This is a genomic window from Arthrobacter sp. SPT-J7 (assembly GCF_059089965.1).
The window spans coordinates 1-12,764 of the sequence record NZ_JBNHFF010000083.1 but is presented as its reverse complement, the minus strand read 5'-3'; the positions used below and the strand labels follow the sequence as shown (position 1 = coordinate 12,764).

At 63.2% G+C, this 12,764-nt stretch carries 10 protein-coding genes and 2 pseudogenes; 9 read left to right on the top strand and 3 right to left on the bottom strand.

All coding sequences use genetic code 11. The annotated features are described in order from the left end of the window. From AC5RWX_RS24040 to secA, 5 genes are all read left to right on the top strand, one after another. Positions 1-925, top strand: a 925-nt coding sequence (locus AC5RWX_RS24040) for an LpqB family beta-propeller domain-containing protein (protein WP_494098806.1), incomplete at its 5' end; no start/stop codon positions are given. A gap of 318 nt (positions 926-1,243) precedes the next feature. Further along, complete coding sequence (locus AC5RWX_RS24035; protein WP_494098805.1) at positions 1,244-1,921, top strand: ComF family protein; 678 nt, start codon at positions 1,244-1,246, stop codon at positions 1,919-1,921. A gap of 144 nt (positions 1,922-2,065) precedes the next feature. Continuing rightward, positions 2,066-2,791 carry a ribosome hibernation-promoting factor, HPF/YfiA family gene (gene hpf / locus AC5RWX_RS24030; protein WP_494098804.1) on the top strand — a complete coding sequence of 242 codons (726 nt, stop codon included), beginning with the start codon at positions 2,066-2,068 and terminating at the stop codon, positions 2,789-2,791. Positions 2,792-2,823: 32 nt separating this feature from the next. After that, the gene (locus AC5RWX_RS24025) at positions 2,824-4,038 is read left to right on the top strand and encodes a winged helix-turn-helix domain-containing protein (protein ID WP_494098803.1); all 1,215 of its coding nucleotides are present in this window, start codon (positions 2,824-2,826) and stop codon (positions 4,036-4,038) included. 101 nt (positions 4,039-4,139) lie between these two features. Further along, a complete protein-coding gene (secA, locus tag AC5RWX_RS24020; RefSeq protein ID WP_494098802.1) occupies positions 4,140-6,878 on the top strand; it encodes a preprotein translocase subunit SecA in 2,739 nt (912 codons plus the stop codon). A gap of 129 nt (positions 6,879-7,007) precedes the next feature. On the opposite strand, the gene AC5RWX_RS24015 is transcribed toward secA, so the two are convergent. After that, positions 7,008-7,355 (bottom strand): Rv3235 family protein, encoded by a 348-nt coding sequence (locus AC5RWX_RS24015; protein ID WP_494098801.1) that lies wholly within the window; start codon positions 7,353-7,355, stop codon positions 7,008-7,010. 199 nt (positions 7,356-7,554) lie between these two features. After that, positions 7,555-8,325 (bottom strand): LysM peptidoglycan-binding domain-containing protein, encoded by a 771-nt coding sequence (locus AC5RWX_RS24010; protein ID WP_494098800.1) that lies wholly within the window; start codon positions 8,323-8,325, stop codon positions 7,555-7,557. A 139-nt stretch (positions 8,326-8,464) separates the two neighbouring features. Here AC5RWX_RS24010 and AC5RWX_RS24005 point away from each other — a divergent pair, with 139 nt between their 5' ends. After that, the gene (locus AC5RWX_RS24005) at positions 8,465-9,034 is read left to right on the top strand and encodes a hypothetical protein (protein ID WP_494098799.1); all 570 of its coding nucleotides are present in this window, start codon (positions 8,465-8,467) and stop codon (positions 9,032-9,034) included. A gap of 55 nt (positions 9,035-9,089) precedes the next feature. On the opposite strand, the gene AC5RWX_RS24000 is transcribed toward AC5RWX_RS24005, so the two are convergent. Beyond that, on the bottom strand, positions 9,090-9,305 hold the full coding sequence (locus AC5RWX_RS24000) for a helix-turn-helix domain-containing protein (RefSeq protein WP_494098798.1): 216 nt from the start codon (positions 9,303-9,305) through the stop codon (positions 9,090-9,092). Positions 9,306-9,459: 154 nt separating this feature from the next. On the opposite strand from AC5RWX_RS24000, the pseudogene AC5RWX_RS23995 reads away from it, so the two are divergent. The 3 genes and pseudogenes from AC5RWX_RS23995 to AC5RWX_RS23985 all read left to right on the top strand — a co-directional run. Beyond that, positions 9,460-10,103, top strand: a pseudogene (locus AC5RWX_RS23995) (hypothetical protein). After that, on the top strand, positions 10,100-11,407 hold the full coding sequence (locus tag AC5RWX_RS23990) for a CpaE/TadZ family protein (protein ID WP_494098797.1): 1,308 nt from the start codon (positions 10,100-10,102) through the stop codon (positions 11,405-11,407). The pseudogene AC5RWX_RS23995 and the gene AC5RWX_RS23990 overlap by 4 nt, the downstream one beginning before the upstream one ends. A 57-nt stretch (positions 11,408-11,464) precedes the next feature. Further along, a pseudogene (locus tag AC5RWX_RS23985) lies at positions 11,465-12,764 on the top strand (NAD-glutamate dehydrogenase); the annotation flags it as partial.

Genomic DNA, 12,764 nt, shown 5'->3' with positions numbered 1-12,764 from the left:
GCAGATGCAGCTGACCCTGACGTTCCGCACCCAGCCGGACGTGGTCAACGTTGAGCTGCGCGCCAACCAGGACCTCGTCCGCGTCGAGGACAACGGCTCGGTCCTCCCACCGGTGCTGGACAAAAGCGTGCCCTCGCGCCAGATTGCCATCAGCGGCAACGATCTGGCGCGCTACGAGAACAACAGGGTGTCACCGCTGCCGGACATGCAAGCGGTGTCTTCCCTCAATCCGCGGTTCCCGGCAGAATCCCCGGTGTCACAAACTGCGGCCTTCCTTAATGACAGCCGCACCACCCTGTACAGCATCAACCCCGGCCAGCCCGCACGGGCATTAACCACACGGAGCGCATTGACCCGGCCCTCCTTCGGCCTCCACGAATGGGTGTGGTCGGCAGGGCCGGGAGCTTCGGGTGAAACCGAAGTGGTTGCCTACCGCCCCGCCGGCGTGGCCGAGGGAGCCAACGTACCCTCGGTAACCCTGGCGCCCGCCTGGCTGGCGGGACGCACTGTCAAGGACTTCCGGATCTCGCGGGAAGGAGTGCGGGCGCTGGTGATCTCCGAACAGAACGGGAAGACCCGCGTGCAGGTGACCGGCATAATCCGCGGCGCGGACGGAACACCGCGGGAGCTGACACCGCCGGTTACCCTGGCCACCGACAGCGAACCGGACCGGGGCGCCTGGGTCAGTGACACTACCGTTGCGGTGATGAAGGGTGCCGCGGCGTCGAACGTCACGCCTGAGCTGCTGTCCCTCACCTCGGGGCAGCCGCAACAACTGGCCCCGTGGCCCGGGCTGGTGGCACTCAGTGCCGGAAACGGGGCTGAGGAGATCTATGCGCAGTCCGCGGAGGGCATCTTCCAGCGGCTCGGAAATGGTTGGTCCCCCCAAATCAAGGGACCCATCGACCCGTCATTCCCCGGCTGATGCCGTTGGGCGTTATCCACATAGGCGGGGAGCTGCCTGTCCCTGGAGTGCGTGTGGGCAGATCCTTGTGCGGTGAGCAACAGATCCGCTACTGAGGCCAGGGCCGGGAGAAGGCGGCGGCCGGACCCGGACCTTGTACCGGCAGTACAACGGTCCGCCGCGCACCGCTCCGAGTATCAGAATGCACTCCTGCGCCTGCTGGACCAGGCAGCGGAAGCTGCGGCCGATCTCCTTGCACTTGCTGTTCCGGTGGACTGCGTTTGCTGCGGAGCCGAAGACCGGGCCCTGTGCGCCCAGTGCGACCGCCGGATTCGCCGTATGACGCGCGACCCCTTTCGGGCCGAAAGCGGAGCACCTGCCCTGATGGACGTTGGCGGGAGGGTGCTGCTGCCCGTCGTCGCTGCCGGGGTATACCGGGAGGAGCTCGCCTCGGCCCTGCTGTCTTTCAAGCGCCACGGCCAGTATCAGCTCACGGGCAGCCTGGGGCGGGCGCTAGCCGGTGCTGTCCGTTCGGCATCATCCGGGACGGAAGTGAACTGCCTGATACCGGTCCCGAGCACCAGCGCGGCCTTCCTGAAGCGAGGTTTCAGCCCCGTCCACCTCCTGCTGAGGGAGGTGTCACACCAAGTGCCCGGGCTTGCGGTGCAGGACGTGCTGGGAAAGACCAGGACGGGGGGCCTCCAACTGCCCGGAGGGCAAAAAGGCCTGGACCGCGGCGGCCGCGCAAAGCGCGTACGGGGCTCCATGCACGTCCGCCAGCGTGGCCGGAACCAGGTTGCCGGACAACGCTGCATCATCATCGACGACGTCCTCACCACGGGCGCGACACTGGCGGAAGCAGCCAGGGCACTGCACCTTGCAGGTGCAGTGGTGGTCGGCGCAATTGTGCTCGCCGCGACACGCCCGCCCGACTCTTCGGCCTCCGGCACGGCATCCATTGAAGGCCGGGGAAAGGAGCATGACTTAGAAAAAAATAAACCAAGAAAGGATGAATAACGCATGGCTATGAACTAACGTCGGTGGTGGGTACCAAGAACAGAATGTACCTGTCGATGGCGGCTCGGAGAGGGGCTTGACTGTCAAACAGATCGGCCCAGCGAAGTGCTGCCGTCGTGTCACCGAAGTCATTTGGAGGGCACCATGGAGTTTATGATCAGCGGACGAAATCTGACAGTTTCAGACCGGTTCCGCGAATACGCCGGGGAGAAGATTTCAAAGATTGAGTCGCTGGGGGACAAAGTCCAGCGGGTTGATGCGAAGGTTTCCAAGGAGACCAGTTCCCGGCAGACCGGCGACCAGCTGACCGTTGAGGTGACAGTTCTGGGCAGGGGACCGGTGATCCGTGCCGAAGCAAGCGCCGCTGATAAGTTCGCTGCATTCGACCTCGCGTACAACAAGCTGCTTGAGCGGCTCCGCCGCGCCAAGGACCGCAAGAAGGTCCATCATGGACGGCACACACCTAAGGCTGTCCGTGAAGCAACCGCCACGCTGGAGCCCGCCAGTGCCCACGAACCGATTTATGTCGAGGCGAGCCACAGGAACGAAACCCCGCCGGCCCCCGCAGAGAAATCTCCCTACGATGTTGACAATGACATCCCGGCCGGTGACTCCCCGGTCCTGATCCGGCGCAAGGTCTTCCCGGCCGCTTCGCTTTCCCTCGACGACGCCGTGGACAACATGGAACTCGTCGGTCATGATTTCTACCTTTTCGTGGATAAGGCTACGAATACACCGTCCGTCGTGTACCGGCGCCGCGGCTGGACCTATGGGGTCATCACCCTGGACCACGAATGCGAACCCGGTGACACCGTGGTCGAAGAGAAAATTATCGCGTACCGTTCGGACGACGCAGCAGCAAACGCCTAGGGTGGTGAACGCCATCCACAGAAAGGACTGATGTGCCTGCGACGCTGAGCCTGGACCAGGCCCGGCGGATCGCTCTGGCAGCACAGGGACTCGACAAAGGACGGCCCACCGGCCCCGTGACATCACGGACGGTGGGCCGCACCTTTGCCCGGCTCCAGCTCGTCCAGATAGATTCCGTCAATGTTCTCGCACGGAGCCACTTCCTCCCCTTCTTCTCCCGGCTGGGGAACTACGACCGCGCCATTCTCCAGCGGATGTCCGGCACCCGTCCGCGACGCATGGTGGAGTACTGGGCTCATGAGGCCAGCTATATCCGCCCAGAGCACTTTCCTGACCTCCGGCTCTGGCAGAAAAGGGCATGGGTGGGCGCCGCGGGTATGGACCCCGGTGTGCGGGATACCATCGCTGCCCGAATTCTGGAAACACTTGCTTCCGCACGACCTATGACTGCTGCCGAGATCGCGGCGAGGATCGGCCACGTCGAGGAAAAACAAGCGGTCAATTGGGGTTGGAACTGGAGTGCCGTCAAGCGGGTACTGGAACACTTGTTTGAGGAGGGCCTGGTCTCGGCGGCTTCCAGGACGGAGCAGTTTGAGCGCAAGTACACCCTGACCTCCAGGGTGCTGCCGGACGTGCCCCTTTCACGGCAGCGGGAACCCGATCGTGCCCCTGCCCTGCACCGCCTTATTGATGCCGCGGCCCAGGCTCACGGCATCGGCACCGTGCGGTGTTTCGCTGACTACTTCCGCACGCCGGCCAAGGCCGCTGCCGCATCCGTGGAACATCTGGTGGATTGCGGGAGGCTCGAGCGGGTGAGCGTGGCCGGCTGGAACCGCGACGTGTTCCGGCACGTGGAGGCCACGCTGCCCCGCAAAGCGGGCGGCCGGGCACTGCTGAGTCCGTTTGATTCCCTGGTCTTTGAGCGCCGCCGGCTGGACGAACTGTTTGGCTTCCACTACCGGATTGAGATCTACACACCTGAGCACAAGAGGCGGTATGGGTACTACGTGCTTCCTTTCCTTCTAAGGGACAGGATCGTGGCGCGGGTGGACCTGAAAGCTGATCGAGCAGGCGGGAAACTGCTGGCCAAATCGGTGTTCGCCGAGCCTGGCGCCCCGGTGGACACCGCCGTCGAACTCGCCGCGGAACTTCGGTTGATGGCTGACTGGCTGGGACTTCCGGACGTGGAGGTGGGTTGCCGCGGCGATCTGTCCGGGCCGCTCGCGAAGGCCGTTGCCGGCTTGTAGCCCGTATCCGCTCTGAGGGAACAAACGGGCCCTGGGGCGGTGTCTCTCCCGTAGACTAAAAACGCCAGAATTCGGCGGCATGAGACTGGGAGCATCTTCACGTGGCATCACTTATCGAAAAACTTCTCCGCACCGGTGACAAAAAAACGCTCCGGCAGCTGCGGAACTATGCCGAGTCCATCAATGCCCTGGAAGATTCGTTCAAGACGTTCACGGATGCCGAACTCCGCGAGGAAACGGACCGGCTGCGCGAACGCCACCAAGATGGGGAGAAGCTTGACGACCTGCTTCCCGAGGCCTTTGCCGCGGTCCGGGAAGCCTCCTCACGGACCTTGGGCATGCGCCACTTCGACGTTCAGCTGATGGGCGGAGCAGCCCTGCACCTGGGCAACATCGCGGAAATGAAGACCGGTGAAGGCAAGACCCTGGTGGCAACTGCTCCTGCCTACCTCAATGCGCTCACCGGCAAGGGCGTCCACGTCATCACCGTCAATGACTATCTGGCCGAATACCAGTCCGACCTCATGGGCCGCGTCTACCGCTTCCTCGGCCTGACCAGTGGCTGCATCCTCGCCAACCAGGACCCGGCCGTGCGGCGCCAGCAGTACGCCTCGGATATCACCTACGGCACCAACAACGAGTTCGGTTTCGACTACCTCCGCGACAACATGGCCTGGGACAAATCCGAACTGGTCCAGCGCGGGCACAACTTCGCCATCGTTGATGAAGTCGACTCCATCCTCATCGACGAAGCCCGCACCCCCCTCATCATTTCCGGTCCTGCCCAGGGCGACACCAACCGCTGGTACAGCGAATTCGCCAAGGTGGTCCTGCGGCTCCAGCCGGAGAAGGACTACGAAGTCGACGAAAAGAAGCGCACCGTCGGTGTCCTGGAAAGCGGCATCGAAAAGGTCGAGGACTATCTCGGTATCCAGAACCTCTACGAATCCGCCAACACGCCCCTGATCGGGTTCCTCAACAACGCCATCAAGGCCAAGGAACTGTTCAAGCGGGACAAGGACTACGTCATCCTCGACGGCGAGGTCCTGATCGTTGATGAGCACACCGGCCGCATCCTTGCCGGCCGCCGCTACAACGAGGGGATGCACCAGGCCATTGAGGCCAAAGAAGGCGTGGAAATCAAGGCGGAAAACCAGACTCTGGCCACCGTCACGCTGCAGAACTACTTCCGTATGTACGGCAAACTCTCGGGCATGACCGGAACTGCCGAGACCGAGGCAGCGGAATTCATGGGCACTTATAAGCTCGGTGTGGTTGCCATTCCCACCAACCGCGACATGCAGCGGATCGACCAGTCGGACCTGGTTTTCAAGAACGAGACCGTCAAGTTCGACGCGGTCGTGAAGGATATCGCCGAACGGCACGAAAAGGGCCAGCCGGTCCTGGTGGGCACCACGAGCGTGGAAAAGAGCGAATACCTGTCCCGGCTCCTTGCCAAGGAAGGAATCCGCCACGAAGTCCTGAACGCGAAGAACCACGCCCGGGAAGCAGCCATCGTGGCGCAGGCAGGCCGGAAGGGTGCCGTCACCGTGGCAACCAACATGGCCGGCCGCGGTACGGACATCATGCTCGGCGGCAATGCTGAGTTCACTGCCGTGGCGGAGCTGGCGAAGCGGGGTCTTGATCCGGAAGAGAACTCCGAGGAATATGAATCCGCATGGCCTGCCGCGCTTGAAGCTGCCAAGCAGTCCGTCAAGGACGAGCATGAGGAAGTTCTGAACCTGGGCGGCCTGTACGTGCTGGGTACCGAACGGCACGAGTCGCGCCGCATCGACAACCAGCTGCGCGGCCGATCCGGCCGCCAGGGCGACCCCGGCGAGTCCCGTTTCTACCTTTCGCTGACTGACGACCTTATGCGGCTCTTCAACTCCGGCGCCGCGGAGCGCTTGATGAACACTTCGGTGCCGGACGACGTCGCGCTGGAATCCAAGCTCGTCTCCCGTGCCATTGCTTCGGCTCAGGGCCAGGTGGAGGGCCGCAACGCCGAACAACGCAAGAACGTCTTGAAGTACGACGACGTCCTCAACCGCCAGCGTGAGGCCATCTATGGCGACCGTCGCCGAATCCTTGAGGGTGATGACCTGCACGAAAAGGTGCAGTTCTTTATTGAGGACACCATCACAGCCCTCATCGACGCTGCCACAGCGGAGGGCAATGGTGACGACTGGGATTTCAACCAGCTCTGGACCAACCTCAAGACGCTGTACCCGGTCAGCGTCACGGCCGACGAGATCATCGAGGAAGCCGGCGGAAAGTCCAGGCTTACGGTGGAGTTCCTGAAAGAGGAGCTGCTGTCCGATGCGCGCCTGGTCTACCAGGCCCGGGAAGAGGCCATCGGTTCCGAAAGCATGCGGGAGCTGGAACGCCGCGTTGTCCTGTCAGTGATTGGACGCAAGTGGCAGGAACACCTTTACGAGATGGACTACCTCAAGGAGGGGATCGGCCTGCGCGCTATGGCACAGCGTGATCCTCTTGTTGAGTACCAGCGTGAGGGCTTTACCCTGTTCCAAAGCATGATGGAGGCCATCCGGGAGGAAAGCGTAGGATTCCTCTTCAACCTCGAAGTGGAAGTTACTCCTGCCCAGGACGTTGTTGTCCAAGACGCACAGGGCGGACACACCGAGCACGTTGAGCCCCAGGTGCGGGCCGCCGGACTGGAAGCGCCTGCCCAGCCCGCCCAGCTGCAGTACACTGCTCCCCGCGAGGATGGCGGCACACAGACCCGGGTGGAAACCCGGTCCTCCGGCCGCTCAGGAAATCCTGCGAAGGCGGCGGCCCAGGACGCAGCCAGGCGATCTGCAAAGAAGAAAAGGCGCTGACACCTCGTCAGGAAAAACTGATAGTTGAATGAAGAGCAGGGCCGGGGCATTGTTCCCCGGCCCTGCTCCCGTCTGGCCTTGAATCTGCATCGGCTCGTCACCGCCCCGGGGTTCTTTGCTGCAAGCTCTTCAGCCAATGACAAGCTCACTCACCCGCCACACCTGCTTGCCCCGCTCCAGCCGGACGGCCACAGCCCGGGCGCGGACATCGTCGACCACCACGGCGCTGGCTTCATATATGCCTTCGGCCACTTCGCAAACGCGGACGGAGCGGACGATGGAATTGCGGTGCAGCCGTGCGAGGGCGGGGTTGCCCGTGCGGGTGATTTCGCGCCGGATCAGGCAGGCGCGGTGCTGCAAAGCTGCGAGACAGCGGGGATCAAGCCGCCGGGCCAGTTGGTGGATGGGGCGAATACCCGCGAGCACTTCCATGGCCGCCTGGACTGTACCGCGGGTGACCGCACGTACTTCTGACAACTCATCAACAGGATGCAGCACTGTTGGTCTTCCGGCCCGGCCTGGAGGGGGAATCCGGGTTGGAACCTGCGGTGGAGTCTGCCGGATGGCTGGATCTACCGCCTTCCTTGGCGCTTCGACAGTTCCAATGGGCGTGGCTGCGGTCATTGTTTTTCCCCTTAGTCAGTGGCTGAAATTGTCATGGCTGGCGCTGCCGCCGTTATGCTGCGGAGGGCGGCTGAAGAATTTGTCCCGGGAGCAGCACGTCGGGATTCTGGCCGATGATGGCCCGGTTGGCTTCGTACCAGCGGGGCCACTGCATTGCGATCTCTACGTCCGAGGCCCCTGGTCCCATCGCGTGCGCAGCAATGTCCCAGAGGGTGTCTCCCGCCAGGACGGCCACGGCCTCGGTTTCGATTCTTGCCTGTTCGACTGCGCGTACTGCAGGAGCAGCCAGCAGCCCTGGGCCGGCCACGGGGGCAGCCGGCTGCCACCCCGGGTCTATAGCTGATGGCCGAGTCGCAGGGTTCTCCGGGCGTTCCTTCACTGCCAGCGGCGCGGCACTTGCAGGAGCCGATGCAACCCGGTCCTGCGTGGGAGTCCACTCCGGTCCGGGCGGTATCGCGCCGGCATGTGCGGCCGGACCGGACAGCAGCTGAACCGAAAGCGCAGCAAGCACTATCCGGCGCATCAAGGTGGGGGACAGTTTCCGGGTCACTTCGGCGGCGCGGGTCCTGCCGTTGCGCTCCAGAAGAGCGGTGGCTCCTGCAAAGACAAATGCAAGGAACCACCAGCCCACCAAGACGGCCCCGCCCGCCGCCGCGGCTGTGCCAAGAAGATGCTCCGGATAGAGTCCCTGCTGCCGGGCCGAGGATTGCTGCCATTGCTCGAGAATCCCGGAACCTACGGCATAAAGAAGGACGCCCAGCAGCAGTATGGCCGTCGCGGTGATGGCATCGGCTGTCCGGCCGGGTTCTGCTGGTTGCGTCATTAGTCTCCTTTTGATGCAGTTTGATGCTGTTTGCTTGCGATAGAGCCAGTTTGCGCCGCGTGGTCGGTCTTTGTCCAGACGTTGGAGAGAAAAAGTCCTCGTCGTTGACCTGGCAACGCCTGGGCCCTACGCTGGCCGGATGCGCTGGGATGCACTCTTTTCTGATCTCGAAAGCCAATTTGCGGAGGCGGACCGACTGGCACTTGATGCCGAAATCAATGAGCGGGCGCGGGTGGAGATGGTGGGTCTGGAACTGGCCGACCGGTTGCGGGCGGTTGTGGGCTGCCGGCTAACCGTCTACCTCGCAGCGGGGGAGTCTTTTACCGGCACCCTTTCGCATGCCGGCGGGCAGGCATTGGTGCTGGACGAAGAACAGCACCAGCTACTCATTCCCTACGCCGCAGCGGTGCGCTACGTTGGACTGGGCCGGCTGTCACGGGCCGAAACGTCCTCCGTGCGCCGGGGGATTGGGCTTGCCAGCGCCCTGCGCGGGATGGCCCGGGACCGCGCCGAGCTGTCGGTCCTCATCGGGAATGCGGGTGGAGTGGTGCGGCTGGCAGGAGTCATCGACCGGGTGGGAAAGGACTACGTTGACCTTGCTGTCCTCACTCCCGGGGAGGTGCGCCGCAGCCACCATGTCAATCAGATCGCAACCATTCCTTTCGCTGCACTGGCTGCGGTCAGGTCACGGCGGGCCAGTGAGCTCTAGGTGGCGGCGCACCAGGCCTGGAGCGGCACGTGAAGTCTGGGAAGACGGGACAGAATCAGACTGCCTTCGACTTGGATTCCTGGATCATCCGGCTTGCTTCGGCGTACCGTTCCTCGATGTACTGCTCAAGCATCTTCTCTTCGACCCGCCACTGGCCACGGCCGCCAACTTGGATAGCCTTGAGCTCTCCGCTACGGACCAGGGCGTAGGCAGCCGGCGAATTGATCTGGAGCTGCTCGGCGACGTCTGCGAGTGTAAGAAACCTGGGCATACATCCATTTTGCCACCGGGACGGGCAGTTTGCTGCTGTTATCCACAATTAGCCCTTGTTTGTACTTTTGACTTTTGTTCCTGCCTTCCTGCCGCAACAATGAGGAGTCCGGACACAGCGGGCGGTCCCGGTACACAAAGGGGGAGAAACGGTAATGGATCCTGAGTCATCTGCCACGGCGGCAAGGCTGAAACGGCCGTCATGGAAGGATCCCCGCTTGCTGGTCGGTGTTCTCCTTGTGCTGGCCTCCGTGGCGGGCGTCGTCTTCCGGTGGGAAGCGCCGACCGGACCACGGAGGTCTATGCGGCCCGTGACGGCATAGCGGTGGGCGAAAAGCTGACGTCGGAGAACGTCGTCCGCGCCAAGGTCAGGCTGGGCGAGACGGAGGCGCAATACATTACCGCCGAATCTGGGCTGCCGGAGAACGTGGTTGCAGTGCAAAGGATTGGCAAAGACCAGCTCGTTCCCCGGGCAAGCCTCGGTGCGGTGGACCAACTGGACCGCAAACCCGTTGCCTTAACTATCGAAGAGACCCTTCCGGCCCAGGCAGTCGCAGGCGCCAGGGTCGATGTATGGGTAGCCCAGCCGGATGCCCGCAACGGCTTCAGCGAACCGAAGCTTCTCCTGCCGGGTGCCGAAATTGCGGAAGTAACAGCCGCCTCCACCGCGCTGGGGTCGTCCCGGACCACTGTGTTGATGGTGTTAGTGGAGGACAGCCAGATGCCCGGCCTGCTTGGAGCGCAGGCGAATGAAGCAAAAATCTCGGTGGTCTGGAACCCCGGGGGCGGAGCGCGATGAGTATTCCAGTCGTCACTGTCGGGCAGAGCCGAGAGGATTTGGTCGGCGGGCTGGAGCGCCTCCACGGTCCGGTCACAGTGGTCCGACGATGCGCGGAACTGCCCGAACTGCTGGCCGCCTGCCAAAGCGGACTGGCGAGGGCCGCGGTGGTTGCTGAAGGCTGCGAGGGCCTGACCGCTTCGTTGGTGGACCGTCTGGGAGCGGTTGGTGTGGCCATTATTGCCCTCACCGATTCGGCTGATGAAGCCGCAAGACTGCGGGGGATTGGAGTGGCTTCGGTCCTGCCCGGTGTGGAATCGGCGGTCCTGTCAGCCAGGATTGCGGAGGCAGTGGCCCAGCTAAGGAGTAGTGGACCCCGGGGCGCGCACTGGAGCGGTGCCGCCGACACCGGCGCTGCCCTCAACCCTGTCCCGGCGGAACCACCAAACACCCGGGAGGAGCCAGGGCTGGGGCGGATCCTCGCAGTATGGGGCCCTGCCGGGGCACCGGGACGGACCGTCGTTGCGGCGAACATCGCCGGAGAACTGGCCGCCGAAGGAAAGTCCGTTATCCTCGTTGACGCCGACAGCTACGGTGCGAGCATAGCCGCTGCGCTGGGCCTGATGGGCGAGTCCGCGGGCCTGGCACAGGCCTGCAGGCTCGCTGACCAAGGGCTGCTGGACGCGGACGCACTGCAGAGGGTGGCCATGCCGATCGCCACGAAGCTCGGTTCTTTCCGGGTCCTCACCGGGATCACCCGCGCGGACCGGTGGACGGAGCTCCGGGCATCCGCCCTTGGCATTGTCCTGGAACGGGCTAAACAGATTGCCGAGGTGGTTGTGGTGGACACGGGATTCTGCCTCGAGGCTGACGAGGAGCTAAGTTTCGACACAATTGCTCCCCGCAGAAACGGGGCCACCCTGCGCTCCCTGGAACTAGCTGACACTGTTTTCGCTGTTGGTGCCGCCGACCCTGTCGGCGTGCCAAGACTCGTGCGGGGTTTGGCCGAGCTTGAGACCGCCGTTCCACAGGCCGCACCCGTAGTGGTGATGAACAAGGTCCGCGCCTCCTCCGTGGGCAGGGGCCCGGAGCGGCAGCTGCGGGACGCGTGGGAAAGGTTCGGCCCGGCGTCAGAACTCAAAGCTTTCCTTCCGGAGGACAACCCGGCGGCAGACGCAGCATTGCTGCGCGGGTCGCTGCTGCTTGAAGCGGCACCCGATTCGCCCCTCCGTCGTGCCATCGCAAACCTTGTTTGTGCATACGTCCAGCAAAATCGGAATACCTCTGTATTTTCTTCCACAGCAGGGCGCAAACTAAAAGGCTAGGCTCGCCGTAAGAGCTGCAAGGAAGCAGCGAGAATCTTGTGATGGAGGCGTGTGTCGATGTCGTCTGGATCCAGCGTGGAGGATCAGCCCCTCTCGATTGAAGGCCATGAAGGCTTTATCGGGGACTACTATCAGCACCTAGCCGAAGAGGACGCGCGGAGCTATCCGGGGGACGTGCTGACGGCACGTGCGGAAGCGCACCGGGACGTCGCTGCCGTGCGGAAGCCGGGCCATGCAAATATCTCCATCGTTGATGAGGAAGACAGCAGCGTGGTGTTCGTGGTTACCGATGACATGCCCTTCCTCGTAGACTCCGTCAACGCTGAACTGGTCCGGCAGCATGCTGCCATCCGGCTGGTGGTCCACCCCCTGTTTGTGGCCACCCGTAACAGGGAAACGGGCGCCCTGGTAAAGGTCAACAAGGTCCCCTCCCACCTGGGCATCTCCAGCGGTGATACCGCCGCGATGCCCAACCTGTCCCATCTCATCGCGCACGGTGAAAACGCTTCGCACATGGAGTCATGGATCGCCGTCGAAATCAACCGCGTATCCGATGAAGCCAAGGCAACGCTGCTGGAAGGCCTGCAGCGGGTACTGAGCGATGTCCGGGCAGCGGTTGAAGACTGGCCTTTGATGCGCCAAAAGGCGCTGCAGATCGCCGAAAGCCTGGACAGGGTCGCGAACCCGGCGCAGATCGCTGAGCTTAGGCAGGCTCAGGACCTCCTTCGCTGGCTTGACGACGGAAACTTCACCTTCCTCGGTTACCGGGAATACGACCTGGTTAACGTGGGCGGGGAAGATGTCCTGGAGCTGCGGGAAGACAGCGGCCTGGGATTGCTGCGCGCAGCCGCGGATTCACCGCACATCCAGCACCTCACCGACACGGGCCGGAAAAAAGCACGTGAAAAGCGGGCTCTCGTCATCACCAAGGCCAATTCCCGCTCAACCGTCCACCGGTCGGCATACCTCGACTACATCGGGGTCAAGAGTTTTGACGCTGCAGGCAACGTCAATGGGGAGCGGCGCTTCATTGGCCTCTTTGCCACCAGTGCCTACACCGGCTCCGTCCGTAACATTCCCATTGTCCGCGAAAAGGTCGACGCTGTCCTGAGCAGCGCAGGCTTTCCGCCGGATTCCCACTCGGGGAAGGATTTGCTGGGAATCCTGGAGACCTATCCCAGGGATGAACTCTTCCAAATCGAGGTTCCGGACCTCGCCGCCACTGCACTTGGCATCCAAAAGCTGCAGGAGCGCAGACGCACCCGGCTCTTCCTGCGGCCTGACATCTATGGCCGGTTTATGTCCGCCGTCGTCTACCTTCCCAGGGACCGATACACCACCAACGTCCGGCTCCGGA

What these genes read in the sequence shown, in the direction of transcription:
- AC5RWX_RS24035 (WP_494098805.1), top strand. Translation starts at nt 1,244, where the DNA reads ATGACGCGCGACCCCTTTCGGGCCGAAAGCGGAGCACCTGCCCTGATG.
- hpf (WP_494098804.1), top strand. Translation starts at nt 2,066, where the DNA reads ATGGAGTTTATGATCAGCGGACGAAATCTGACAGTTTCAGACCGGTTC.
- AC5RWX_RS24010 (WP_494098800.1), bottom strand. Translation starts at nt 8,325, where the DNA reads ATGACGCAACCAGCAGAACCCGGCCGGACAGCCGATGCCATCACCGCG.
- AC5RWX_RS24005 (WP_494098799.1), top strand. Translation starts at nt 8,465, where the DNA reads ATGCGCTGGGATGCACTCTTTTCTGATCTCGAAAGCCAATTTGCGGAG.
- AC5RWX_RS24000 (WP_494098798.1), bottom strand. Translation starts at nt 9,305, where the DNA reads ATGCCCAGGTTTCTTACACTCGCAGACGTCGCCGAGCAGCTCCAGATC.
- AC5RWX_RS23990 (WP_494098797.1), top strand. Translation starts at nt 10,100, where the DNA reads ATGAGTATTCCAGTCGTCACTGTCGGGCAGAGCCGAGAGGATTTGGTC.